The 25,069-nt window shown below is 42.3% G+C and carries 19 protein-coding genes and 2 pseudogenes; all 21 read right to left on the bottom strand.

Annotated elements, in window-relative coordinates:
- Window positions 1-5: 5 nt before the first annotated feature.
- A pseudogene (locus tag WH43_RS10735) lies at window positions 6-1,342 on the bottom strand (UDP-glucose dehydrogenase family protein).
- 79 nt (window positions 1,343-1,421) lie between these two features.
- On the bottom strand, window positions 1,422-1,973 hold the full coding sequence (locus WH43_RS10730) for a sugar transferase (RefSeq protein WP_053424713.1): 552 nt from the start codon (window positions 1,971-1,973) through the stop codon (window positions 1,422-1,424).
- 72 nt (window positions 1,974-2,045) lie between these two features.
- Window positions 2,046-2,864, bottom strand: a complete 819-nt coding sequence (locus WH43_RS10725; RefSeq protein ID WP_053424596.1) for an SGNH/GDSL hydrolase family protein — start codon at window positions 2,862-2,864, stop codon at window positions 2,046-2,048.
- 104 nt (window positions 2,865-2,968) lie between these two features.
- Window positions 2,969-4,207 carry an alginate O-acetyltransferase AlgX-related protein gene (locus WH43_RS10720; RefSeq protein ID WP_053424595.1) on the bottom strand — a complete coding sequence of 413 codons (1,239 nt, stop codon included), beginning with the start codon at window positions 4,205-4,207 and terminating at the stop codon, window positions 2,969-2,971.
- Between the two features lie 119 nt (window positions 4,208-4,326).
- A complete protein-coding gene (locus tag WH43_RS10715; protein ID WP_053424594.1) occupies window positions 4,327-6,147 on the bottom strand; it encodes a class I SAM-dependent methyltransferase in 1,821 nt (606 codons plus the stop codon).
- Between the two features lie 194 nt (window positions 6,148-6,341).
- Window positions 6,342-6,980, bottom strand: a complete 639-nt coding sequence (locus WH43_RS10710; RefSeq protein ID WP_053424593.1) for a sulfotransferase family 2 domain-containing protein — start codon at window positions 6,978-6,980, stop codon at window positions 6,342-6,344.
- Between the two features lie 152 nt (window positions 6,981-7,132).
- Complete coding sequence (locus WH43_RS10705) at window positions 7,133-7,777, bottom strand: HAD family hydrolase (protein WP_053424592.1); 645 nt, start codon at window positions 7,775-7,777, stop codon at window positions 7,133-7,135.
- Window positions 7,774-8,460: an acylneuraminate cytidylyltransferase family protein gene (locus WH43_RS10700; RefSeq protein WP_053424591.1), complete on the bottom strand. Its 687-nt coding sequence runs from the start codon at window positions 8,458-8,460 to the stop codon at window positions 7,774-7,776. Before WH43_RS10700 ends, WH43_RS10705 begins: the two co-directional genes overlap by 4 nt.
- Before the next feature lie 9 nt (window positions 8,461-8,469).
- Window positions 8,470-10,074, bottom strand: a complete 1,605-nt coding sequence (locus WH43_RS10695; RefSeq protein ID WP_053424590.1) for an aldolase catalytic domain-containing protein — start codon at window positions 10,072-10,074, stop codon at window positions 8,470-8,472.
- 1 nt (window position 10,075) lies between these two features.
- The gene (locus WH43_RS10690; RefSeq protein ID WP_053424589.1) at window positions 10,076-11,845 is read right to left on the bottom strand and encodes a hypothetical protein; all 1,770 of its coding nucleotides are present in this window, start codon (window positions 11,843-11,845) and stop codon (window positions 10,076-10,078) included.
- On the bottom strand, window positions 11,842-14,259 hold the full coding sequence (locus WH43_RS10685; RefSeq protein WP_053424588.1) for a glycoside hydrolase family 99-like domain-containing protein: 2,418 nt from the start codon (window positions 14,257-14,259) through the stop codon (window positions 11,842-11,844). Before WH43_RS10685 ends, WH43_RS10690 begins: the two co-directional genes overlap by 4 nt.
- Window positions 14,260-14,309: 50 nt before the next feature.
- A complete protein-coding gene (gene rfbC, locus WH43_RS10680; RefSeq protein ID WP_053424587.1) occupies window positions 14,310-14,852 on the bottom strand; it encodes a dTDP-4-dehydrorhamnose 3,5-epimerase in 543 nt (180 codons plus the stop codon).
- Window positions 14,852-15,559: a class I SAM-dependent methyltransferase gene (locus tag WH43_RS10675; RefSeq protein WP_053424586.1), complete on the bottom strand. Its 708-nt coding sequence runs from the start codon at window positions 15,557-15,559 to the stop codon at window positions 14,852-14,854. The genes rfbC and WH43_RS10675 overlap by 1 nt, the downstream gene beginning before the upstream one ends.
- Window positions 15,560-15,586: 27 nt before the next feature.
- Window positions 15,587-16,216 (bottom strand): CmcI family methyltransferase, encoded by a 630-nt coding sequence (locus WH43_RS10670; protein ID WP_053424585.1) that lies wholly within the window; start codon window positions 16,214-16,216, stop codon window positions 15,587-15,589.
- Complete coding sequence (gene rfbA, locus WH43_RS10665; protein ID WP_053424584.1) at window positions 16,216-17,091, bottom strand: glucose-1-phosphate thymidylyltransferase RfbA; 876 nt, start codon at window positions 17,089-17,091, stop codon at window positions 16,216-16,218. The genes WH43_RS10670 and rfbA overlap by 1 nt, the downstream gene beginning before the upstream one ends.
- A 21-nt stretch (window positions 17,092-17,112) precedes the next feature.
- A pseudogene (gene rfbD, locus WH43_RS10660) lies at window positions 17,113-18,029 on the bottom strand (dTDP-4-dehydrorhamnose reductase).
- Between the two features lie 3 nt (window positions 18,030-18,032).
- Window positions 18,033-19,094, bottom strand: coding sequence for a dTDP-glucose 4,6-dehydratase (gene rfbB / locus WH43_RS10655; protein WP_053424583.1), 1,062 nt, complete (start codon window positions 19,092-19,094; stop codon window positions 18,033-18,035).
- 14 nt (window positions 19,095-19,108) lie between these two features.
- Window positions 19,109-20,392, bottom strand: coding sequence for a coiled-coil domain-containing protein (locus WH43_RS10650; RefSeq protein ID WP_053424582.1), 1,284 nt, complete (start codon window positions 20,390-20,392; stop codon window positions 19,109-19,111).
- Window positions 20,393-20,395: 3 nt separating this feature from the next.
- Window positions 20,396-22,063, bottom strand: a complete 1,668-nt coding sequence (locus tag WH43_RS10645; protein ID WP_053424581.1) for a coiled-coil domain-containing protein — start codon at window positions 22,061-22,063, stop codon at window positions 20,396-20,398.
- Between the two features lie 95 nt (window positions 22,064-22,158).
- A complete protein-coding gene (locus tag WH43_RS10640) occupies window positions 22,159-23,310 on the bottom strand; it encodes a glycosyltransferase family 4 protein (protein WP_053424580.1) in 1,152 nt (383 codons plus the stop codon).
- Window positions 23,311-25,068, bottom strand: coding sequence for a capsular polysaccharide export protein, LipB/KpsS family (locus tag WH43_RS10635; protein ID WP_053424579.1), 1,758 nt, complete (start codon window positions 25,066-25,068; stop codon window positions 23,311-23,313).
- Between the last annotated feature and the right edge of the window lies 1 nt (window position 25,069).

The following is a 25,069-nucleotide window of genomic DNA, read 5'->3' as shown; positions in this document are numbered from 1 at the left end:
TATCCTTATTTACAAACACTTTCACCACGTCCGATGGCATAGTAATGAAAACCACGTTGTTTTAAACGTTGTGGATCAAACAAGTTGCGTCCATCAAAAATAACAGCCTGTTTCAACTGTTGTTTGATCAGTTCAAAATTCGGCGCCTTAAACTGTTGCCACTCTGTACAAATAATTAAGCCATCAGCTCCTAACAACGCAGCTTCTTTGGTGCCAGAAAACACAAAATCAGAACGTACACCATAAATACGCTGCGTCTCCTCCATCGCCTCTGGATCAAAAGCCTGTACAGAAGCGCCGGCAGCCCAAAGCTCTTCAATTAAACCCGGCTTGAAGCTTCGCGCATATCATCTGTATTCGGCTTAAAGCTCAAGCCCCATACTGCGAAGGTTTTACCTGATAAATCCTCACCAAAATGCTGTTTAACCAGGGTTGGCAGTTTGTATTTCTGTTTATTATTTACAGCTTCTACCGCTTGCAAAATTTTCGGTGCGTAACCATTTTGCTCTGAAGTACGAATAAGAGCCTGCACATCTTTAGGAAAACAAGAACCACCATAACCGCAACCGGGGTAAATAAAGTGGTAGCCAATACGTGAGTCTGAACCTATACCTTTGCGAACAGCCTCAATATCAGCGCCCAGTAACTCAGCTAAATTTGCCATTTCGTTCATAAAGGAAATTTTGGTTGCCAACATACAATTGGCAGCATATTTAGTTAGTTCAGCACTTCGCACATCCATGAAAATCATCTTGTCGTGATTGCGATTAAAAGGCTCATAAAGCTCACGCATCAAAGATTCAGGCGCATCATTGTAAGTCCCGACAATAATTCGCTCTGGTCTCATACAATCAGCAACTGCAGCACCTTCTTTTAAAAATTCAGGGTTAGATACCACATCAAAGCTTAAGAACATTCCACGCTGAGCTAGAACTTGCTCTATGTGATTCTTCACTTTATCTGCTGTTCCAACAGGTACTGTTGACTTGTCGATCACCACTTTATGACTTTCCATATGTGTAGCTATCGTATTCGCGACAGCAAGCACATATTTTAGGTCGGCCGAACCGTCTTCATCTGGTGGAGTGCCTACTGCAATAAACTGGATTAAACCATGGCCCACACCAAAAGCGGCATCTGTAGTAAAGCGTAAACGCCCGGCCTGAAAATTACTGACTACTAAAGGAGTTAATCCTGGCTCGTAAATAGGAATGATGCCTTGGTTGAGCTTTTCTACGCGCTCGGCATTGACGTCAACACACACTACGTCATGCCCAACTTCAGCTAAAACAGCAGCCTGAACCAAACCTACATAACCAATGCCAAATACTGTAACTTTCATAGGTTTAGCCTAATCCTTTGATAAATGATGCCTGGAAATTAACTGTAGATGCCTTAACACATAGTGAACTGGGATAAAGCTAAGGCTTGACTCTGTCACCCGCGCCTTTACCAGCCACAGTCATCAGAATAAATTTAAAATAATTGCTTAAACTAAGCTGTTGCAACATACGCTGATCAGTTTCAGCCAACAACTCTGGCGTTGACATATCAATATCGTTTACCTGAGCCAACCCCGTAATGCCAGGGCGATAATTAAATACTCCACGTTGTTCGCGCTCGCTAATCAACTCTTGCTGATTAAATAAACAAGGTCGCGGCCCTACCAGGCTCATCTCACCTTTCAGTACATTCCACAACTGAGGCAATTCATCCAGCTTAGTTCTGCGCAAAAAGCCGCCAAAAGGAGTGATAGCAGAAGCACTGGCTAAATGACTGGCAACAGATGCAGTGTCAGGTTTCATAGTCCGAAACTTCACTAATGTGAAAGGCTTTTTATATCGCCCTACCCGCACCTGCCGAAACACGGGCGAACCAGTGTCAAACAAACCAATAATAGTCAGCAGCACCAACACAGGAAAACCAAGCAGTAAACCTGTTAACGAAAATACGATATCCAGTAGCCGGATCAACATTTATCCCTCAGAATTTGTTTAACGCAACAAGCCATTAACTAGTTAATGCGCGCGAGTTTGCCAGAGCTGTCATAATAACTCAACACAACGCCTGCTGTTTAATGCCTGATTGATTGCCTGAGCAACAACTTGATGGCCTGCATCATTTAAATGAACCCCATCGCCTGCATCAAACTGGGTAGCTAAGCCACCGGAACCAGCAACTAATAAGCTATGCAACTCGACAAAACACGAACCAACTAAAGGCCGCAATAGTCTATCGAGTTCAAGTAAAGCGGCTTGTGCAGGGGAATTCGTGTTGCGTGGTTGCGCAGATAAAATCATTACTGCAGCACCTTGTTGCATCAATTGCCAGCGCAATAGTAGCAAATTACTGGCTGTTTCAGTGGCAGCAAACATGCTGACAGCATCGTTGGAGGGGTAAGACAAAAACACCAAGTCAGGCTTGAACTCAAGTGCCTTACCTATGTTGTGTTGTGGATCCGCAGCCGGCCGGCTACCAGAGACAATACAATTGCTCGCTAGAGCATGATAAGAGGTATAGCCGCCCTTGGCTATATTGTGCACTGCCACACCCTGTTCAGAATAGGTGGATGTAACTAAACTCACCCAGCTATTCCCGGGCACTGATGCGCCTGCACCAAAAGCAGAAGATGACCCCATCACAACCCAATCTGTAGGGCGGCTTAATTTCCACGGCAAGCTTGAAGGTGGTTCAATACGATAGTCGCCACAATCAACCAAGGGATTTTTAATTACAGGTGCTGGTTGGGGTGTGGGCTTAACATCAGTGTCAGTTGCTGAATCCCCACCCGAACAAGAACACAATAAAAAAAACAGCGCCAGTACTACTGATGAATTGATAAAAGCCCTAAGCTTAAGTCCCATGCCAACACTCCTTGTTTAACGCTAAAACCACTTGGCGCCACTTTACAGCGAAAACAAACCATAAACTACAGCACTCTGCTTTACAGTCATAAAATCGGTTTAAATTATTGATTTTCTTTGGTTTTCTCTGCGATCACAGTAGCAAGTGAATAGTCTGCGTCTGGCGCCCTGACTACATAACGAGCATTGGTCTGACATACCAGATAATCAGGTTTTAGCTCTGCTAACACATTCGGGTCAATATTACCCGCCGTATGCATCAGAGTAATGCGGCCAAAAATACGGCATAAATAATCCAGCATTGAATAGCTGGACGAAGCACCAAAGATAACCAAATGCTGCTGCACTAAAGCCTGCTCATTCGCTAAGCATAAAGTACGACCAAAATTAGCCAACCCATTATCAGACACCACTGATTTACGATAACTAAAACCCTTTAACAACCATTCTTCAGAGGCTTTAGGTGGAAACAATTTATTACCCAAATCACCGATTAGTAAGGCACCTCTATACTGATCATTGACAAATAAAGCTTCAACTTCTAACCGATTCAAGCCAAGACTAACAGCTAGTTCAACACTGGCAAGCATGGCACCAAAAGGAGACCAGTGTGTGTCTGTTATTCTGAAGCTGCGCTGAGTTGATTGCCGTAGTGCCGCGACCGGGTAACATAAATTCAAGCCATCAGGCACAGAGTGCATCACTTGTTCAACCGGAGTAAGCACACCTTTTTTATAAGGATAAAACTCAGTATAAACAGCCTCTTTAGCCGGAGCCATCAGTAGCGCATGCCTGCATTGATGTTCGGCAGCATAGCTTTGTAATTTCTGCATATAAAGCTGCCAGCCTTGTTTGGCTGATGTTTCTAACAATTGCTTACCGGTAAACTGCTCGACACTTTTATTGGTGTCATTGTCTAAAAACAACCAGTTATCTTTACCTTCTAAAACTTTAAAAGGGCCTGAAATATGCCCATCACATAACGGAAAATATTGACCATCCTGCACAACACCCAAAATAAAATCTGCCGCACTAAGGGCAACTGAAAAACGAAAACCACAATGAAGCTGAGGATGCTGTTCGGCATCCTGCTTTAAAATCACCTGCACCACATCAGGGCGCGGCTTATCTAGCGCAAAGTAACTTACCACAGCCCCCTGCTTTAAATAAATTTGTATTGCCGCAGCTTTATGAAGCAAAACCCAGCCCTGAAACACGAACCCAGTTTCAGTTAATTCAGCCAGCGTTGCAGTGCTGTCTGTAATTGGAAAATCAAGCACCCAGCGATTCACAGGCCCTTGCTGCTGGGTTTGTTTAGTTAATTTAATATTGTAATCAGTCAAAAATTAATCCTGTATATGGTAGAACCACAATGTGTAATCACAAACCAACTGCGGTTTGCAGTGGGTGAACTATCTACACATTTAGCATTAAAACCTACTTTAACTGCGGCTTATCCAAGTTACACAGGCCTGCTCTTACTATGTTGCAGCCAAACCAACTGCTGCTCAGGCTGTTCACTTATAGCTTTAAGTTCTACAACTAAACTTAGTTTACGTTTACTCACCTCAATAACCGGAAGCATTATTATTGGATCGCCACCATAAACGTAAAAAACATAACGCTCTGTACCAACAAGTTTAATTGCGTCACCAACTAAGGCGAGTCTATTCAGTTCTGCGCTATCTGTCAGAGCCAGTAGGGTATTGTTATCCATATCAGTGAGCTTAATAGAAAGAATTTCAAATAAGCCCGGTGCTGTAGCAGGATCAAACCTCAACGGTTGCTTCGACAATGCTTGTTCGAAGTTAAAAGCAAGATGCTGCACACCATGCACTGCAAAAGTTCTACGCAAACTGCAAGCTTCGGAATAAACAGGATCTTGCGCTTGTGGCAAAAACAACTGGCAATGCACTTCACTCAACTGTTTTAGCTGTTGCCTAACGCTCAGATTCGATATTTTCTCAGGCTTGTAGTCATCAAGACTGTTTGCTAGTGCTTCGGTTAAAAACGGTTCAACAAGCGTCAATAACTGCTTCGTTTTTATATAGTCTAATTGCTCAGTTTTAGACTTTTTTAATGAAAAAAGTAATATATCTACAGCTGCATGGTCAGAAGCTACACTGTGGGCGCGCGCTAAAATAGTATCTGGCGGCGACATATCGGTCCGATAGTCAGCCATAATGTCTGCATAGTTATCGCTAAGCGCGGTATTGTTAGGATCTAAACCTGCAATCAGCAGCAGCCCTGTTGTATAAGACTTAAGCGGCATTAACAGCAAGTCGGGGCGGTATTTTCGTAAGATAGGTAAAAGCTTCCATACATCACCCGCCCAGGTACCAGTAACTCTGCGTCTTTCAGCCTGAATAGGGTGACAAGGAAATATGTCATCAATAACCACTAACGTGTTGGGCGCGGCAAAACGTTCAAAATTGATAAAATCACGCAGTGCAAACTCAAACAAATGCATACCGTCAATAAAGGCCAAATCAGGTGACTGGCTAAACTCGGCCACGGCACACTTTTTAAAGAACGCGTCGCTGCTCATACCCAGTATTTTAGCGGTATCTGGTAAATCTACTTTGAGGTTTAATGTTGGCCGAGCATCTACCCCGAGAGCTTTACCTCTGGCCCTTACCAGGCTTTGCCCTTCATCAACGCCAATTTCAAAATAAAAATCCGGCTGCAAATGAGCATGGAAATACGCTAAAACATCGTGCTTGTAGCAATCACCCCATAATTGGTTTTGCTCGGGCGTACCGCCAAACCCCATACTATTTACAGCATAACAATGGCTCATGCGATGATATACGTACTCGGGTGTCTCCTGCTGTAAAACAGTGGCAATATCCTGCCAGGCCTGTATTGCCGCGCGCGAGTCACCCGCGTTTAAAAGTTGCTCTGCGGCTTCACACATAAAACCATAAAATAACGGTTTTAAAAGTGCATTACCCATTTGCCAAGCTTCAATAAACTTTTCTAGCGCCTTGGCTTGCTGGTCTGCTAATAACAACGCTCTGCCAAACTGTATATTTAAAGCCGCTAGCATAAATTTTTGAATTTGTGGCGGTTCTTTTGTAAGTGAACAGGCTTTTTCGTATAACGCACTGGCAACGTTTATATCGCTACAAAATAGCGCAGAACCCGCCATCATATAGGCGATATTATGCTTATCCGGATGACGTTCTAATGGGTAGCTAGTTAGCGGCTCAAAAAAAGAATACTGTTGAGCCTGCCACATTTCTTTATAACCGGTAGAAAATTTAGAGGATAATTTTTTCATAGTCACCCAAGAAGAATACGTCACTCGATAGAATAACTTATACGCTGTTGCAACAAGTTAGCATATTCCAGCGCCGATATAGCCTTATTTATACCAACCTAGCGCTATTGATCGAAGTTGTTACTAATTTAATAGTTTACAACCTATGCAGCCCTTTTTAACTTTACCATTAACACATTACAGGACATTACAAGCTATATTTTTTCATAGTTAAACATTTTAAAATCGGCTGCCCATATATCTTCTACAGTTTGTCGAGTTACTTCACTGGAGTAATAGTTCTGAAATGCTGATCTTTGTTTTTTAGATCTATCCAAAGCAGTGTTCCGAACAAGTAATGGAAACTTTTCTACTCCGATGACCTCCTGGAATACAGCAAAATCTTGCGCCAACGTTTCATATCTAAGTAAGTGAGAAACTTGATTATTACCTTCGACATCACTGATCCATTCCACTTGTGAACGATACCTTACCCGATTGAAGTCCTGAAACTTGTTAGTAGCAACATCATCGACGAATTTATCGAAATCATGGCCATATACAGTATCACATCCCCATAACCATAATGAAACCATACGATCGTAAGGGTTTCTTATCACGCTAAAGGTAGTGTAATCCTGAATGTCTTGTTTTGTTACCACACTACAAGTCCCCTTGTGCGGAAAGCCATTGTCATCAACGATGTTTGAACCATATGAAATAAAGTTTTGAATAGAATGATGCTTACCTTCAAAAATATAATTAGGAAAGTAAGCTTGAAAAGACTCAGCAATAGCAGTGCCTGCCGTTTTAGTTATATCAATGAAAAGAATTTTTAAATCGGTGTTTTTCATATCTTAATGTGCCCTAAAAATAAATAGCCGGTGAGCAAATAAAAACATACTCGTAAAAACCTTAGATGTTATTGACTATATAGAAAAATGAGCAAATGTCTTACTCATCACAATACAAATAAAAGTTTTTACTGAATAAAATACTGAGCACACTATAAAAATTGACTAATAGATCTCATCACAGTGATGGCATGGCTTGAACAATAATCCGGCCACTGCTTAAACTCAGACCAGTTGTGTAAAAATACAAAGTCTAATTTTGCCGCACTAGCGGCCACATGATCGTAGCGGCTATCACCCAGAAACAGAGCCGACGGCTTTATAGTACCCACTGATAATTCTCTGGCTAAAATAGCATCTTTGCTATCAGGGCTACCAAAAATGCCACCGTCAAACAGCTCAGCAATACCACGCTCAGCAAATACCTCACGCAATTCTTGCTGATCGCCCCCTGAAACAATTAACCAATTTGCATGGCTGGTTTTTTCGCGTAACAGCACTAACTTCTCGGCGATGTCACACGTAAGCAAACCATGGCGTACTTCTGTAGCATAAGCTGTAAGTAGTTGCTCAAGGTTCGGCCCGTGCTGCCCTGACACTACATTTTGCAAAAACCATTCAAACTTTTTGTAGCGCGAAATACCACCACGCTCCACATGGTAATTAACCAACTGCTGGGCAGCTGTTTCGCCATAAGGCAAAGCAGCCTTAAAAAAAGCCTCGGTTTTGACTTTGTTAGAGTTCAGCACTACACCGTCGCAGTCGAACACCAGAGTTTGGTATTTCGCTAAATTCATAAGCCCGCTAATCCGTTTTTAGCAATAGTCTCTGCAATAACAAAGTCTTCATGCCAGTCAATATCGTGTGCGGTAATCTTATTCATAGGATAGAGAAAAGGCTTGTTGCCTATACGATCATCGAGTTTTCGATAATTTTCCGCACTATTTAAAAATACCCCACTATTTATCTCGTGTACTGGGGCAATGGACTGCGTTCTTGGCCACTTCTCTTTGCTGCGGTCATAGTTAATTGGTGCTTTCTCATTCCACAAAAAACCATGTATTAGAGTCGTGGTCATTAATGAGTCATAACCCTGCTCCAATGACTTAAAGTACTGCGCTATTATCTCCTGATACACCTGTGCATTAATAAAAGGCGATGTGACATGTGTCCAAAGTATATGGCCTGTTGGTATCAAATCTAAAGCATGCGCGACCAGTTCATCAGTACTGGTTGTGCTTGTACACAACGAATCAACACGTTTGTGTACACGAAGCCTGCTATGAACAATACCAGAAGCAAAGCTTAGTATTTCTTCATCATTAGTTGATAGCACAACCTCATCAATTGCATTACAACTTAGCAACTGCTTAAGTTTCAGTTGAACCAGGCCATGCTCGATACCAGCAAAAGGCTTAATATTTTTTTGGGGTACTCGCTCACTACCCTTACGACAAGGTAAAAAAACGCTTACGGTCATCTAACTTCCTTAGCCTGCTAAGCCGTAGATACTTTGAGATTTAATTTCGTAACGAGTTGGTGTTACTGACAGCAGCTCTAACGAAGCACTATTAGCCGCATAAAACTGCAGCAACTTATTCATCTCTGAGTTTCTAGGATCGTCAGCGCCATAACCGTCAAAGCCAGCCATCATAATTTTGCTTGCCCCCCCAGCGGTAATCACAGCTAGTGCATAACAAATAACTAATGAGGTGGGCAGTGCACTGGCCTTTTCACCAAACTCAAATGTGTTAGTTTTAACTGACAAACCGTAATCGAACAATCTTTTACCTTTAAGAGCTAATAGAACATCAGCAGGCAACATTGAAGCAGGCGTTATTAGTGGCTGTGGTAACTGGGTATGCGCCTCGCAATCCGCTAGCAAGCGAATTGGATGGCAGGCAACACGCACATCAATAAGTTCCTGCGCTACGCCAGACTGCGTATTTAGCGCAACTACTACCGGTTTGTGCGTTTTAATATAATCTTCAAGTGCAACACGGTGTTCCGCAACACCAGGACCTGTACCTAATAAAAGTACGATTTTCGCGGCAAACATCTCTGCTGGCGACCAATTACCACGAGGTTCGCCGTTATAAAACTGGCGCGTTGCATCCAGGGTATTCAGGCTAAACTTCTTGCCGCCTTCTACTTTCAAGTGATTAATCGCAGCCAGAATATCTTCTTCGCTATAGCGCGAATCACCTAACATTTCCTGAATGTAAGTAGGGTGAATACCGTATTTACCAGATAAATAGTAATACGGGTTTGAACCCCAGCCACATTGGTTTTTAAGAGGCTGAAAATAGCTACGAATAACCGACATCAGCGGCACCATATTAATGGCTTGCTTGCGCATATCGGCTACTTCTATCACTAGCTCTTCAGTGCGGGCATTACCAGGCCCACGGCCCATACCTGTTACCGTTGCGTCTAACCAGGTTACGCCGTCTTTTACTGCTTGCAGCGTATTAGATAATGCCAGCCCCATATTATCGTGGGTATGAATACCCATAGCGCCCCGCCAGTGTTTACGTAGCCAGCTAATAATTTGCGTAGTTTGCGCTGGGTCCATACTGCCCATGCTGTCGGCAAAATACAGTGCGTCTATAGGGTATTTACTGGCTTCCAGCGACAGCGCTTCAACTTCTTCCTGAGTGCGATCAGCAACCTGCATCAGGTTAAAACCAACAATATAACCGCGTTGTTTTAACCAGTTACAAGCAGGTAAGGCTTTTACAAATTCATGCACGTGACAGGCAATACGCACCACGTCTACCGGTGAGCTGGCGGCATCATTGGGAAACAATTTCTGCAGCGCTTCTTCTTGTAGCATTTCACCAACGATTTCAGTGGCATTAATCATTACTGCCACTTTTAAGCTGGCAGGTATGCTAAGCGTGCGGATATAACTGTCGGTGGTATAGGCGCTGGCGCCTTTAAAACCTTTGTTAATGAGCGAGCGTAAACCCAGCTCGACAATATCAACACCTGCAGCAGCCATAGCATCAAGGTATTTGTTGGTTACATCCAGCGGAAAGTTCCAACTATTGTAGTAACCGCCGTCGCGGAGTGTGCAGTCTAATACCAACATATTAATTACCTCTATCTAAAACTTGCTCTATACATGCGTATACGTCACGCCAATCCATACTGACGCTAGTCTCATGCCAGGATTTTCCATCTACTTTAATCTCTGTAATTTTATCGCCGGGCACTTCGACAATTGTGTGATGTACATGTAATTTTCTCTGATCAACATTAATTGATGGAGCAACATACACAACACCTCTCTTTTTATTAATGCAAGACACATAGAGCGAGTCGGTAGCAAAAGATGTCAAGAAAAAGTCTACTTTTTCGGCAAAAGCTAACTTTTCTTGCATACCCTTACCAATAAGATTAACAAAATTGACGTCGGGAACCAGAGAAATTATCTCGTTAAAAATCAAATTTTCTTCTAACACAACTTTATTTGACCTAAATGAATCTGTAATCGTAGAAGTTCTTCCATCAAGGATAACGCAGAGCTTGCTGAATCTTATTTTAAGCATTTTCAAGATTGATGAAATACCTTCAACTTGTTCAACCCACTTACGCTTTTCAACTGAAATACCAACCCACAAAACAAAGTCATATGGTTCTAAATCCAAGGAATGTGAGTGCGCAGCTCTCAACTTAGCGGATAAAGAGATCAAATCACGGTCATACGACCCATTAACATATTGAAGACATGGCATGATTACGAAAAATTGATTCAAGCTTAAATATTTATTTAATTCATAAGCATCATCTGACTTTGAAAAAGCTATATTATCGAAAAAAATTGACACATCTAAAAAATCAAACCCCTTGACGGAGTAAGCATTTAAATTTAAAACACCTTTTTGTGACAAATAGTCGATGCCATGCAAATAGTCATAGACATAGTGGTAAGGCCTAGACTGACTAACATTCAACCCATGGAATTTAGCAGGCCCAATAGCCGGAAATTTGATGCCAGTATTTGATAGCTTGACTAAAAGTGAAAAAAGTTTGCCAAGTTTATCAAGAGCAGCATTAGCCCATTCTTCGATATACAGAGACACACACTCAAAAAGTGTTGGGAAAACGATCAAAACATTAGTGCAATGCTGAACAATGTAAAACCTAAACCCCACACTATCAAATAGAAGAAAGTTAAAGTCGTCTATAACATAACTAGCAACACAATGACATTCAAAACCAGTCCCCAAGCTATCACTTGCAAGGTTCTCGATGTAATCAACAGCCCAATCTCTTTTATAAAATCCCTCGAAAAAAGACAAAAAATCTGATGAGTGTTCGAAGCGAGCTTTCAAAGCATCAACATGTTTAGCATATACTGATTGAATACTTGAAAAGCAGAAAATTGGTTTAATAACGTTATACTCAAACCCTGGCTCATCATCTAAGGCAATATCAGAAACATCATGGACATGAAGAGCAAGCCAAGCAGATTTAACTTTACTTATTTCATCCTCACTATAAGAAAAGGAGCTAATATTTAAAATATCATAATCAACGGAGCCAACTGAAACAGCTAAAATAAACTCTTGACCTTTAGGTTCAATCTGCAACTGAAAGCCACACATTGCTGATCTCTCAGATAAACCAAAATGTTTAATAACATCGGGACGCTCTACATCAAGCAGCTTTTTAAATACTTGGCCAGTTCTGTATTTGACCTTTAAATATACTTCATAATCTTCAGATAAAAACCAACCAGAAATAAAAATTGAGTCCCTAAAAATCTTTAGACCTCGTTCTGGATTATCAAAATGACCTTTAATTAAAGATTTCAATAGATCTAACTTAGAAAAATCAAAATCTAATTGGTACATCATAACACTGAGCTCACACAAAAATTTTTACAACATAAACTTACTAATGTTCTTTCAATAGCGTGAGCTAGAGTGCCATCAGCTAGACCTTCTTCTGGTTCAAAATAGTGCTCTTCAATTTTCTCTAAACCAGACAAGGCATGGGGCTTAAACCAAAACATCGAGCCAGCAGGGAAAACAGAATATTCAAAATCTATATCAAGTAGCTCAGCTAAAGCATGGACCATTTCTCTGTCGTAAGTCATATTTTTGTCAGTGTGTGGTACCAAATACTTACTCAGAGTTACCAGACCAACATTGTTCTTTTCATTAAATAATTCCAATATACCTTTGACTTTTTCTTTACTGCCTAATAGACCATCAAATATTTCATCGCGGATCTTGTCACCATCCTCCCGGTACATACTCTTCTTAGAATGTACTTTACAGACTGCAGCATAGCCAAGATCTTTAATTTTTTTATACGTACCAATAAATGGCCTGATATCCCTACCACGATTTTCAACTAAAGTAATATCAGCATTTGGATAAGTACTTCTTATGTTCTCGATAATATTGTTATTTGTGTTAGTAATAGTCACAAAAAGGTCGAAACCGAAGCTATCCAGATTGGACAGATATTTAGCGATATCAGACCATACCTCTGTATAGTGGATATGCAGTATCACTGCATTTTTATTCTTTCTTTCTGAGCAATTACTAGAGAGTACCTTTTTATACTCAGGTTTATAGTCTTTCAATACGTCAAAAGTGGTTTGCAGATATGCATATCCACGCTTGCGATCTGGCTCTAAATGAGTACCCTCGGCCCATTCGTTCCAAGCATTAATAAATACAAATTTTTCCTCATCAGAATATTTTGAATTATTATATGACTGGTTTGCGATATGAGATAACCACTGCTTATACTTCAGCATTGAAAAACTGGCAAATATATGGCTATTGTCCTGTTTCCTAGCTGTATTATCCCAAGATAACATGGCGGTTCTAAACCTTTTGTAATCTGGTTCAGGTTCTAAACAACTATTACGGACTACTTCGTCATAGGAATAAATACTCCCCTCGTAATTTTCATTTATTAACTCAAACTGATCATTCACTTTATTACTTTTAACTGTATGAGGCGGAAACTCCATAGCAGCATCGAAACCGTATACATTAGGGTCCTTAAAACCAAAAGTTTGCGCAGCTATCAGATAAATACCATCGAAACCGGCCTCTTTGACTTTCCGCCTCCAAAGCTCAATAGTCTCAGCCATATTAGGAATGATTTTAGAATGATAAATAATCAATACCGGCTTATTATCAATTCTTATGTAGCGTTTATCATTAAAATACTGAAACATATGTTCAATAAATTTGGTTGAGTCTTCTTCACAATGATTTTGCCCAATTAATACATCGTGTTCGGCTCCATCCCAACGCCGAGTCCAATTCTCATTTGCCCACGTAATACAAAAGTTGATATCAATTTCTTTGTGCTTAAGCAAAATTTCAAATGGCTTGTGCATTAACACTTTACCGTCAAACCAATAGTAATAAAAATTAAATCCGTGGATGCCATAATTTTTAGCAAGCCTAGCTTGTTCCATCATTACCTCTGGAACACGTAAGTCATAATAGCCGTTATGTATCGGGAAATGGGGCTGATAATGCCCTTTAAAATTTTGCTGAGCTTTTGTTACGTTTGTCCACTCAGTAAAACCTTTTCCCCACCAAGCATCGTTCTCGGGAAAAGGATGAAACTGTGGTAGATAAAAAGCCAATAACTTCACGGATGGCTTCAAAGGCTCATTTTCTATGTAATCTACAAAATTTTCTGAGACATCATCAAAATTAATCTTTGGGATTAAGCTTTTAACTGCATCAGGCACGGAAGAAATAGAAAAAGACTTTGTTTTTCTATTTTCAAATTGTCCTACTTCTATGTAGTGCGATAATGGCTCTACGCCCAAAAGTCTGGCATCTTCGTACTTGTCTATATAAAATGCAGGGTCAAACCAAGAGTTTGGCAAGCGGCCTTCTCTCCAACCCCAAGATGAATAGTGCTCAAGGGGATCAATACCAGCCTGTTTTATGTCGGGATAACGCTTGAAATAAAAATCTGCATCGAAAGCATCAACGTAATTTATTATTTGTTTAGCTTCTCCAGAAACAGCTTTTTCATTTCTTGATTTTTCTTCATTCTCTACGCTGTGTGCTTGGCCACTTAATAATTCCGTGACCGATAGTGCTTTATTGGGATGTTCGAGACGGTTAAGACATAACTTTACATTCACTTCGAGCATTTTTTCAAAAACAGAACTTCTGCGTGCTACTCCTAAATATAAACTTAGGGCTTCTTGATAGTTACCTTCCCTAAAAGCTTTATTTGCTTTTTGTAAATCCGTCAGTCCTACCAATTCATCCACTGCCATATAAATTTTACCTAATCTAAAACGTTAACATTATGACTTTATTTAAACTTTCAAAAATAAGGACAATCGGCAAACAGCCTGCCTTCAGCGTCTTTTGCTGACAATCTGGGCACATCCTGGCCTACTGGCCATTCAATAGCCACTGTTGGATCATTCCACACTAACGAGTATTCATCGCCCGGTGCATAATAGTCGGTGCACTTGTACTGAAACTCTGCAATCTCGCTGGTAACGTAAAAACCATGAGCAAAACCAGGTGGCACCCAGAGCATACGCTTGTTGCTTTCACTTAAAAACTCGCCTACCCACTGACCAAAGGTAGGTGAATTGCGGCGCATATCGACCGCAACGTCAAACACTTCGCCTTTAGTTACGCGCACTAGCTTGCCCTGTGGCTGCTTATGCTGATAATGCAGGCCACGCAAAATGCCTTTGCCTGAGCTGGAATGATTGTCCTGCACAAAGTTGTAATTGCCACAGTATTTTACAAACTCATCCTGGCGAAAGGTTTCCATAAAAAAACCGCGTTCATCGCCAAACACTTTTGGCGCTAACAGCACTACATCGGGAATGGCCAGTTTTTTGTATTCCATCATTGCTCTCTTTTATCCAGTACATTTCTTACTTGCGCCAGCTGCTTTTGCATGGCTGAAATATTGCGCAAGTCTTCAGTTTTTTCGGAAAAATTGATTATTTTGTCATGGTTTGCAACATGCACATTTTCTATGTCGGTTCTACCACTGAACATCCGCTCTGGATAATGAAGTTGCGCTGCCGCATCTTTAACAAATACGGCAACAAAATCACTCCAACATTCTACCTTTTGGTAGCTAACGAAGGATTCCAGCAATAAGCTGTTATAGTTATTACGTTTTGCCCAGCTAATCAGAGCTTTACCACTATCTGGATAAAACCGCCAGCAGTCGACGGGGTAACGATGGAAAGCGCCGTTAGAAGGTGCATTCAGGTAAAAAAGGCCATGAGGTTTTAATACCCGCAATACTTCTAAAAAAAGTACCCAAAACATTTCTGAGTGCTCAAAACAAGAGCTAGACACAACCACGTCGATAGAGTTGTCGGCAAAGGGCAATGTGTAGGGGTCATCCAGTATTACATCAACACCATTGGCGGCAACAAAGTCTACACCAATGTATTCGCAGCCCGGCGGGCACACTTCGCGCAGGCTGCCGTTCACGTTTTGCGCACCAATATCAACCACCTTTAGCGCGGTGTCTGACTTTACGTAGCGCATATACCGCTGAAAAAAATATTCACCATTTTTCATTGCTGATGGATGCATTAACCCTACCCTCTCTATTCAGGCAAACTACAGTGACAAGCGCTTAAGAAACCCTTTCGGGTTCCACGTGATTACAAAGCTTTCTTTATCGCGATCAATTACAAAATCAGTATTTTCTGTAACAAAGGCTTCAATTGCTTCATAAGGGCCAGGCGAAGGGCCTACGTCGAGTCCATGATGACAAATACTGTCTTCTACTATTAAGTAACCATGTTCAGGTATCAGGCTACTGTACAGCCTGACAACATTTAAGGTGTTTTCAAAAGTATGGGAGCTGTCTTCAATCACAAGCACATTAGCGTTTATCGGAATTAACGATCGAACCTTGGCAAACTTCGCACAAGCATCCCCCTCAATTAAGGTTACTCTGGGATGCTGCTTAGCTTTTTCGTGCATATCTTTGTGTGAAATATCCACACCAATAACCTGGCCATGGCCCAGTAAATCGCACAAATGCGCCAGAGCAAGCGTAGAGCCGCCAAACCTGTTGCCTATTTCAACAATATAGTCTGGCCGGCTTTCATAAATTAATTCCTGATAAACCCAAAAATCCATTGGGTTTTTCAGCGTTTTCACGCCCATCCAGGATGTTTTTCCTAAAATGCGCTGCTGAATCACTTCCAGTAATCGCTTGTCTACATCTTGCTCCAGTAACATTACTTACCCTGCTTTAAAATGCTTAGTAAATACTGACCATACTGGGTTTTGCTAAATACTTTACCCTGCTTTTTAAGCTGCTCGTCACTAATCCAGCCGTTGCGCCAGGCTATTTCTTCTAAACAGGCTACTTTTAAGCCCTGGCGGTGCTCGATGGTTTGCACATAACTGCTGGCTTCAAGCAGGCTGTCGTGGGTGCCAGTGTCTAACCATGCAAAACCGCGGCCCAGCTTTTGTACATTTAAGTCGCCGCGCTCCAGGTAGGCGTTGTTTACACTGGTTATTTCCAGCTCACCGCGCTCTGAAGGTTGTACTGCTTTGGCAATTTCAACCACGTCGTTGTCATAAAAGTAAAGGCCGGTTACTGCATAGTTCGATTTTGGCTGTTTTGGCTTTTCTTCAATAGAAATGGCTTTGCCAGTTTGGTCAAACTCTACCACACCAAAACGCTCTGGGTCGTTTACCAGATAGCCAAATACCGTGGCGCCTTTCTCCTGCTTTGCGGCTTGTTTTAATTGCTCAGAAAAATGCTGGCCATGGAAAATATTATCGCCCAGCACCATACATACAGGATCTTTGCCAATAAAGTGCTCGCCTATAATAAAAGCTTGTGCCAGGCCATCAGGTGATGGTTGTTCGGCATACTCAAAGCGCACACCAAACTGGCTGCCACTGCCCAACAGCTTTTTAAAGCCTGGCAGGTCTTCTGGCGTGGAAATGATTAGAATTTCTTTAATACCCGCCAGCATCAGCACAGAAATTGGGTAATAAATCATAGGCTTATCGTAAATAGGTAACTGCTGTTTAGAGACACCTAAAGTAATAGGATGCAATCGGGTGCCAGAGCCACCGGCTAAAATTATACCTTTACGCATAATTGGGTTAGTCCTTTAAGTTTATTCTGCTGTTAACTCAGCAAAAGTTAATGCTAATTGCTGCTGCCAATCTGGTAGTTGTAAGTTAAACCTCTGCTCAAGCTTGGTTACATTTAATCTTGAGTTAGCCGGTCGTTTAGCTGGCGTTGGGTAATCTGCTGTGGTGATTGCTTTAAACTGCTCAGGCTTAAGCGCCAAAGTCATACCCCGTGCGCGTGCCAGGCTAAAAATTTCGCCAGCGAAGTCATACCAGCTGCAATAACCTTTTGGCGCTAAATGGTATACACCGGCGTAAGCTATTGCCTTGTCGGCCGATGTTAATATTGCTTGTTGTAACAGAACGTGCCGCAGCGCCAATATGGTAACTTGGGCAATTAACCGTGCTGGTGTTGGCGCGCTACCTGATCGGCTACTACATTTAACGCCTCACGGCTTTGTGCCAGTTTTAACATGGTGCGCATAAAGTTGTTACCGCGCGCTGCGTATACCCAACTGGTCCGGAAAATAAGATGTTTAGGACAACCTTGCTGTACTGCAAGATCCCCAGCCAGCTTGCTGGCACCATACACCGACAAAGGAGCGGTTTGGTCACTTTCCTGCCACGGAGTGGTGCCATGACCCGGATAAACATAGTCACTGGAATAATGCACCAGCCAGGCATCTTGTTGCTGAGCAACGTGCGCCAAAGCTTCAGGTAAAGCTGCGTTTAATAAAAATGCGCTTTCAGTTTCAGTTTCAGCTTTATCAACCGCAGTCCAGGCTGCAGCGTTTACAATCACACTGGGCTGTAACGCAGCTACTTTTTGTTGAACTGCCGCAGTATCAGCAAAATCAACATCAGCACGGCTAATACAGTGCAACTGACCAAGGACAGACAGCGAGCGGGCTAGTTCAAACCCCACCTGCCCTGTTGGCGCAAGTAATACAATAACGGTCATAAATTAACTCTTCGCGTTCTGATAACTACCATCCAGGACAGCCTGCCACCAATTCTGGTTAGTCAGGTACCACTGCACGGTCTTTCTAAGACCAGTTTCGAAGCTTTCTTCTGGCACCCAGCCCAGTTCACGTTCAATCTTTCCGGCATCAATAGCATAACGCACATCGTGGCCAGGCCTGTCAGTGACATAAGTTATTAAGTCTTTGTAATTTGCCAAGCCTGCGGGCTTATTCGGTGCAAGTTCTTCCAATAACGCACATAAAGTATGCACCACTTCAATATTCTGCTTTTCGTTATGACCACCAATATTGTAGGTTTCCCCTACAACACCTTCAGTGGCTACTTTAACTAAAGCCCGGGCGTGGTCTTCTACATAAAGCCAATCACGAATTTGTTTACCATCGCCATACACCGGCAAAGGTTTACCTGACAGCGCATTTAAAATCATTAACGGAATTAGCTTTTCCGGAAAATGATAAGGGCCGTAGTTATTTGAGCAGTTGGTGACTACTGTAGGTAAACCAAAGGTACGCAACCAGGCCCGCACCAAATGATCAGACCCCGCTTTGCTGGCAGAGTATGGGCTGCTTGGCGCGTAAGGCGTAGTTTCAGTGAATAAGTCGTCAGTGCCGTGTAAATCACCATACACTTCGTCGGTAGAGATATGATGAAAACGAAATGCAGCTTTTTTATCTGTTGGCAGCCCAGACCAATAAGCCCGTGCAGCTTCCAGTAAAGTATAAGTACCCACTATGTTGGTTTGAATAAAATCGCCTGGGCCATTAATAGAACGGTCAACGTGGCTTTCTGCCGCCAAATGCATCACGACATCAGGCTGGTATTTGTTAAACAGTGCAACCATAGCAACAGCATCGCAAATATCAGCCTGTTCAAACTGATAGCGCTCGGAATTAGCAACAGGCGATAGCGAATTTAAGTTGCCAGCATAAGTCAGTTTATCGACATTCACTACCCTGTGCTTGCTATCGTTAATTAAATGTCTTACCACGGCAGAACCAATAAAGCCCGCGCCACCTGTTACTAAAAAAGTTTTAACTGTCACAAAATACTCCGGAATTACTGTCTCAGAACCAGTTCTTTAATGATGTTTATTTGTGCTTCTGCTTTAAGCATTTCCTGCTCAAGCAAGCGCTGTTTTTTAGAGAGCTGTTCATTGGTTTCGTTTAACTGCCGGTTGGTTTTTTCTAACTGAGTTACTTTTTCCAAACGTTGTGCAGCATGTTTGCTTACCTGCTCAAGTTCGGTTTTTAACGTGGCCAGTTGGCCGTTGTACTCAGTTTGTAACCGGGTTAATTCCTGCTCTTTTAGCTGTAACGCCGCCTGCATATTCGCAAGACTGGTCTTTAAACTATTGTGTTGTTCAGTGAGGATAGTAAACGCAGTACGTTCTGTATTCAGTTGTTCAGATAGTGCACTTAGCTCAGCATCCTTGCCACTTAAACAAGCCTCTAACTCGACCTGTTTCTTTTCGGCCGCGACTTTAACAGCCGAAAGTTGCTCATGCAAGTCTTTGTTACTTTGCGTAACTACAGCAATTTCTTGCTGCAATAGCCCTGTTTGTTGTGCTGTTTCGATCAATTGCTGATTAAGCGCGCCCAACTGCTGGTTTAGCACGTCTAATTGTTTTTTTAGCTCGGCTTCGCGCTGCTCTGCTTGTTTTAGCTGCTCAGCTAACTGCTGACGCTGTGCATCCAGTTGTTTATTCAGTTCTGCGTTGTGCTGTTCTGCTTGTTTTAGCTCTTTCCATAAAGGATTAGAAACAAAAGTATGCCAAGGCAAATCAGGGTCTGTTTTGTCCTCTAAGGCTAAATAGAATCCATGATTCTGCATAAATTTGGTTAATTCATCGCCTCTTGATGCATCCTCGTAAAGTGCCTCATGGCTGCTTACCAGCAAGATGCGGCCAAAACAATGCAGTAAATGTTCTGTATGCAACAGCTGTAACAGGTTCAGACTGATATCTACAATATCAATTACTAAAACGTTATCTTCGCCTGTAACCTCCACTTCAGATAAGAGTTCGGCAATATTTTGGCTGGCAACAGTGTCTTGCTGCTCTAGCTTTAAACCAGGAAATAACTGAGTCAAACCAGTAGTTTTATGTAAAGCAGAAAATTCTGGCAGGTTGTATCGATAAAAAGTAACGTCGCCCCCTTCCGGGCTAATCACACCTTGTTTAACAACTACGTTGTTCGTGTTCGAAAAAATGCCGATTAAGTTTTGATAAGCTTCTTCACGCGCTTCAACCAGCACGCTGGATTCTGCCTGCTCAATTAAACCTTTTGGCTCTGTTGCATTGCCAGCCCCTAACCATACCAACTGCTTAAATTTTTTGGTCATAATTTATTCCTCTTTTGGCTGGCTGTTGTCGGTTAACAGTTTCGGAGAAGCACTTCGACCTTCCTGTTGGCCAAATTTAATAAAATGCAAAAGAGGATTGGTATGAACCTGCGCTACATCAGGGTATCTTTGTAAATACCAGTTACCATCAAACAATGGCCCTGGCATTCTGCCCTCTGCAGCACCAAACCGCAGGTAGTGCTCAGCAGGGTTTATTTTACCTTGCGCTACGTCCGGGTAGGTTTCCAGGTACCACTCCAAATCAAAATACTCAGAGGTCAAAATAAGTGCAGTTTCTTGTTGCAGTTTTTGTTTTGCCTTGTCTGTTTTAGTCACCATACGACTGAGCACACGCACAGGCGCACCGCTTTTCCATAAGACAGAGCCTTTTAAAGCTTTTAGCTCTTGTTGCAGCAAATACACATTGTGTTCGGCTGAAGCCGCTTTTGCTTTGGTTCTTCGCAACTGGCTTTCCAGTTTGCTTAGTTCACGTTGTTGCTGTTTGTCTTTTGCAGTGCTGGCGTGGTTATTTTTCTGCTGTTCACTATGCAATTTTAAATAATAATGTTCTAACTCTTCTTGTACCTGCTGGAGTTGTAGTAACAACAGATGATTTTCTTCTTCTGTCTGCTTTAGCTGTATTTTTGTTTGCTCTACAGCCTTAGTCAGCTGCGGTATTTCGTGCTGAAGCTTGTTTGTGTGGTCGTTTTGTAACTTCTGGTGTTTATGCTGTAATTCAGTGTAACTACTATGTTGCTTTTCCAATTCTTCCTGTACGTGCTGAAGCTGATGCATAAGAAGATCACGCTCATCTGAAGTCTGTTTTAACTCACTGTGGGCATTGTTATGAGCAGCTGTAATACGTTCAAGTTCAGCCTGCAATAAAGCGAGTTGCTTACTGGCTGAATTTACTTTATTTTCACCGTCTTTCAGCTTGCTTTGCAGTAATTGCGCATCACGCTGGTAGTCATCTTTAAGGCTTTCATAGCGCTGCTTTACTTCCGTTTTTTTATGGAAAAGCTGTTCCAGCTCTTCCTGCACATGTTGTAACTGCATTAACACCAGATCACGCTCTGAACGAGTATTCTCCAGCTCATCGTTCTGAACCAGGTTTTGTTGTATCAGTTGCAGATCGAATACGGGCTCCATCTGGTCCGTTAAAGGTAAACTGCTGGCAAACAAGCGTTGAGATAAAGCTTTAAGCTGACTATTTTGTCGCAAAGCCTGAGCCGCAATAACGCTCAGTATGCTGTGATCTGTTGTATTGCTACTTTTTTTATACACGGCGGATAGCCAGTCGGGCAAAGCTGCTGCGTGATGGCTCAGGGCATTGAGGTTAAAGAGTTTTAAGTGTCGTCTATGCTGTTGCTGCAACTTGAGTAAAGCTTCGGTATTTTTTTGCCAAAAGCTAAGAGCCTGTTCAAACGGTATGCCGTCGTCTAACAAACCAGCAAGTAATATTTCGGCGCTTTCATAAGCTGCAATCAAGTCAATATCAGGGTACTGTTGCAATAGCAAAGCAAGTTCATCTGTGGTCACTGTATTACTCACCAGCACAGGCGTTGATTGAGCATTCGATAACGCAGCACAATCAGCAACTGAAGGTAGCGTAAATTGTGGCACCGCACTTTGCCATGATCTGCCAGAGGCCACACTTACCAATACTTTCATCTTCACTCCAACAAGTTTAATTATCATTTTCAGCTCTGTTGTCTGCAGATGCCCTATACAGACACATTAACAAAAGCCCTTTATTACTTGCGACATTAATTGCTAAAAACTTCATTTAAATTCAGTACTTGCATAATTTTTTCGTTAATTTTTATTGAATCAAATTTATCTTGCGCTATGACATAGCTTTGCTGCCCCATACTGCTTACTAGTTCCGGCTGCCGAATAAACTTTAACATCGCCTGCTGCAGTGCATCTAAATCATGAGCTGGCACTAAAAATCCATTCACGCCATGTTTTACAGTTTCACGGCAACCTGGCATGTCAGTCGTTATCACAGCCCTGCCTACCGCCATAGCTTCTTGCGTGCTGCGCGGCACGCCCTCTCTATAATAAGACGGTAAAACAAATACGCTGCTGTCTTGCAGATAAGGCAGTACATTTTTCACTTTACCAGGATAAATCACCACGCCTGGTGTCACATAATTCATTAATTCACGACGGGAAACGCCATGACGGCCGTCAGGTTCTCCTAACACGATAAACTCCACATCGTGGTGCCTGGCCTTGATATATTCAGCCGCTTTCAAAAAGTAACGAATACCTTTTTCTGTTAACAAGCGCCCGACAAAAATAAAACGTACAGGTTGCTCAAGAACCTTAGTTCGGGGGTATAAAGCTAAATTAACACCTATGCCACCAAGTTGAGTGATAGTGCCGCACTTTAGCTTGTAGTGATCGATTAAGTCGATTTTGTCGTCAGGGTTTAGCAAAAACACATGCTGGGTTTTTGACAAACTAACCCGGTAAAGAAACACCTGAACCAATCGTACTAACTTACTTTTAAGGGTATCTCCATCAGGAGGGATGGTAAAAGTACGCCCCAAACCTTCTATTTTTGCAACTCGTACAGGCACCTTAGCCAACCAGGCGGCTAATGTACCGTAGATGACGGGTTTAGCAAAATAGCAAAAACTCAAATCGATGCGTAATTTACGAAACTGCCGATATAGCAACCAGCAACTATATAAATCAGCAAAGGGATTTAACGAGAATCGCCCAAGATTATATCGAACTGGCTCGGCACCAAGGGACAACACTTCGTTTTCTGTTTCTTCACTATAATCGCTGGCAAAGGCATACACCTTATGACCAGCTGCAACCATAGCCTTAATTAGCTCACCACGGAACCCAAGTATGACAGCAGCCATGGTTCCCACCACAGCAATACGTTGAGCTTTTTGCATCTACTTCGCCCCAATAACACGATTGATCATAGATCTTAAAAGAACTCCGGTTTTTTGTTGCCAGTTTATTCCGTGTTTGCGCCATTCCATCAGCTGAGTCAAAGTTTGTTCTGCAGTGCAGTAATAGCCACTGTAGCGACAGATGTAAAGCGGATAAAGCATCAGAGTTGCCGCTACTAATTGCGGCAACACCAACTGACGTTGTCTGCGCTCACTTTTACAATGGTCTGTGGTTAACCCCCACCCTGCGTAAAAAGGCAGACCATGGCAATGCACAGTTTTGCCGCGCAGTAAGGCTTCAAAGCCGCTCAAAGATGTGAGCACATGTACCTCATCTACATGAGGAATAACAGAAGTAATATTTTCATCTTTTAACACTGAGTCGCAAAAATTTATTGCATCCAGCTCACCAGCTCCAGATGCACGAGCGCCAGCCACCACGTCAGGATGAGGTTTATAAATTAGATAGGCGTCAGGATTTAATGCTCTTACCGCCTGAAGCAAGCCAATATTAGTTTTTATATGCTGAGCACCATAACGTATTGAGGCATCAGACTCGACTTGTCCTGTGACCAATATGACTTTTTTCGGAGTTTCTGGCCTTTGCCACTGTAACTGGCCAGTGTTGTATTTACTGATACCTTGACTGACTAATTGTTCTATTAAAATTTCGGCCTGTTGCTGTAACTCAATCCCCAACGGATGCTCATTAAGTAATGTTTCCAGATCCGATGGCGTCGTTGCGTCAAAATACAACCCTTGCTGATCTGCCACCCAGGATAAAGGACGGCTGAACTGGATCCCCAAACCAACAGAACGCAAAAACCCATCCTCCAGCCTTAATAAACGTACGGATGGGTCCAGCTCTTTACTGATATCTCTTCGGCCCCAAATCACAGCATGGCTGTTTGGCGGAACCTGTTGTGGTGTATTGACAAACAGCAATGAACTTCCTTGTAAAAAAGTTTTGAGAATACTCCGCCAGTGGTAATTAAAAGCGATGGCATAAATTCTCTCTGCAAAACGTTGGCGGCTACAACGTTGTAGCTGTAGCCAGGTTAACGCGGCATGAATATCCTGATCAGTTTGCGGCGAACTCAGGCTGAAATTATGTCTAAGTGCTGACTGACAAAAGATTTGCCAGACCCATTGTTCCAGATAAGGCTTAGCAGTTTTGGGATCAAGATTTTTCTGTTGCACTACATCAAATGCGTGCGTTAAAGCACTATAAAAAGAGGGTAAAAAGCTATAGACCTTTTTTTGCCACAGCAGTGCTTCAAATCCCAGCCAGCTGTCAGCGCATAACACTGCATCTGAGTTTGCAATAACATGAGCATGGTGCCAACGTTCGGTATCGATTACCCATTGCAGATGCTGAGAAGCATCAATAAGCTGACAAATTGCAGGGCTGAGAGATAAAACATGATGTTGATCATGACAGAGCACAATGGTGGATACACTCAACTGCTCCGCCTGCGTCAGGGCGGCCAACAGCATAGTGTGCTGCAGTTGCTCAGATAAAGCCTCTTGCAACACAACCAGAATGTAGTGCACAGGCAGCTCTGGCATTTGATGCCAACGGTTGTATCGTGAAACATGAGTTTGTTGCCACAACTGCACAAACTCATGCGCTTTCACATACTGTTGTTCTGTCAGTTGCACAGATGAGCAGTCCATCAGCTCTTGTGAACTATAAATTAATACAGGTTCCTTGCCATTATTCGGAGGTGCATAAACCAAGGCTTTATTCACAAGCATC

This window comes from Rheinheimera sp. KL1, assembly GCF_001275035.1.
GTDB classification, from domain to species: Bacteria; Pseudomonadota; Gammaproteobacteria; order Enterobacterales; family Alteromonadaceae; genus Pararheinheimera; species Pararheinheimera tangshanensis.
This window is presented reverse-complemented; position numbering and strand designations above follow the sequence as displayed.

Bases quoted from the DNA above. Each gene is read 5' to 3' on its own strand.
- WH43_RS10685 (WP_053424588.1), bottom strand. From the start codon at position 14,259: ATGGCAGTGGATGAATTGGTAGGACTGACGGATTTACAAAAAGCAAAT.
- WH43_RS10695 (WP_053424590.1), bottom strand. From the start codon at position 10,074: ATGTTGGTATTAGACTGCACACTCCGCGACGGCGGTTACTACAATAGT.
- WH43_RS10700 (WP_053424591.1), bottom strand. From the start codon at position 8,460: ATGACCGTAAGCGTTTTTTTACCTTGTCGTAAGGGTAGTGAGCGAGTA.
- WH43_RS10705 (WP_053424592.1), bottom strand. From the start codon at position 7,777: ATGAATTTAGCGAAATACCAAACTCTGGTGTTCGACTGCGACGGTGTA.
- WH43_RS10640 (WP_053424580.1), bottom strand. From the start codon at position 23,310: ATGCAAAAAGCTCAACGTATTGCTGTGGTGGGAACCATGGCTGCTGTC.
- WH43_RS10710 (WP_053424593.1), bottom strand. From the start codon at position 6,980: ATGAAAAACACCGATTTAAAAATTCTTTTCATTGATATAACTAAAACG.
- rfbA (WP_053424584.1), bottom strand. From the start codon at position 17,091: ATGCGTAAAGGTATAATTTTAGCCGGTGGCTCTGGCACCCGATTGCAT.
- WH43_RS10675 (WP_053424586.1), bottom strand. From the start codon at position 15,559: ATGCATCCATCAGCAATGAAAAATGGTGAATATTTTTTTCAGCGGTAT.
- WH43_RS10635 (WP_053424579.1), bottom strand. From the start codon at position 25,068: ATGCTTGTGAATAAAGCCTTGGTTTATGCACCTCCGAATAATGGCAAG.
- WH43_RS10670 (WP_053424585.1), bottom strand. From the start codon at position 16,216: ATGTTACTGGAGCAAGATGTAGACAAGCGATTACTGGAAGTGATTCAG.
- WH43_RS10645 (WP_053424581.1), bottom strand. From the start codon at position 22,063: ATGAAAGTATTGGTAAGTGTGGCCTCTGGCAGATCATGGCAAAGTGCG.
- WH43_RS10650 (WP_053424582.1), bottom strand. From the start codon at position 20,392: ATGACCAAAAAATTTAAGCAGTTGGTATGGTTAGGGGCTGGCAATGCA.
- rfbC (WP_053424587.1), bottom strand. From the start codon at position 14,852: ATGGAATACAAAAAACTGGCCATTCCCGATGTAGTGCTGTTAGCGCCA.
- WH43_RS10690 (WP_053424589.1), bottom strand. From the start codon at position 11,845: ATGATGTACCAATTAGATTTTGATTTTTCTAAGTTAGATCTATTGAAA.
- WH43_RS10725 (WP_053424596.1), bottom strand. From the start codon at position 2,864: ATGGGACTTAAGCTTAGGGCTTTTATCAATTCATCAGTAGTACTGGCG.
- WH43_RS10715 (WP_053424594.1), bottom strand. From the start codon at position 6,147: ATGAAAAAATTATCCTCTAAATTTTCTACCGGTTATAAAGAAATGTGG.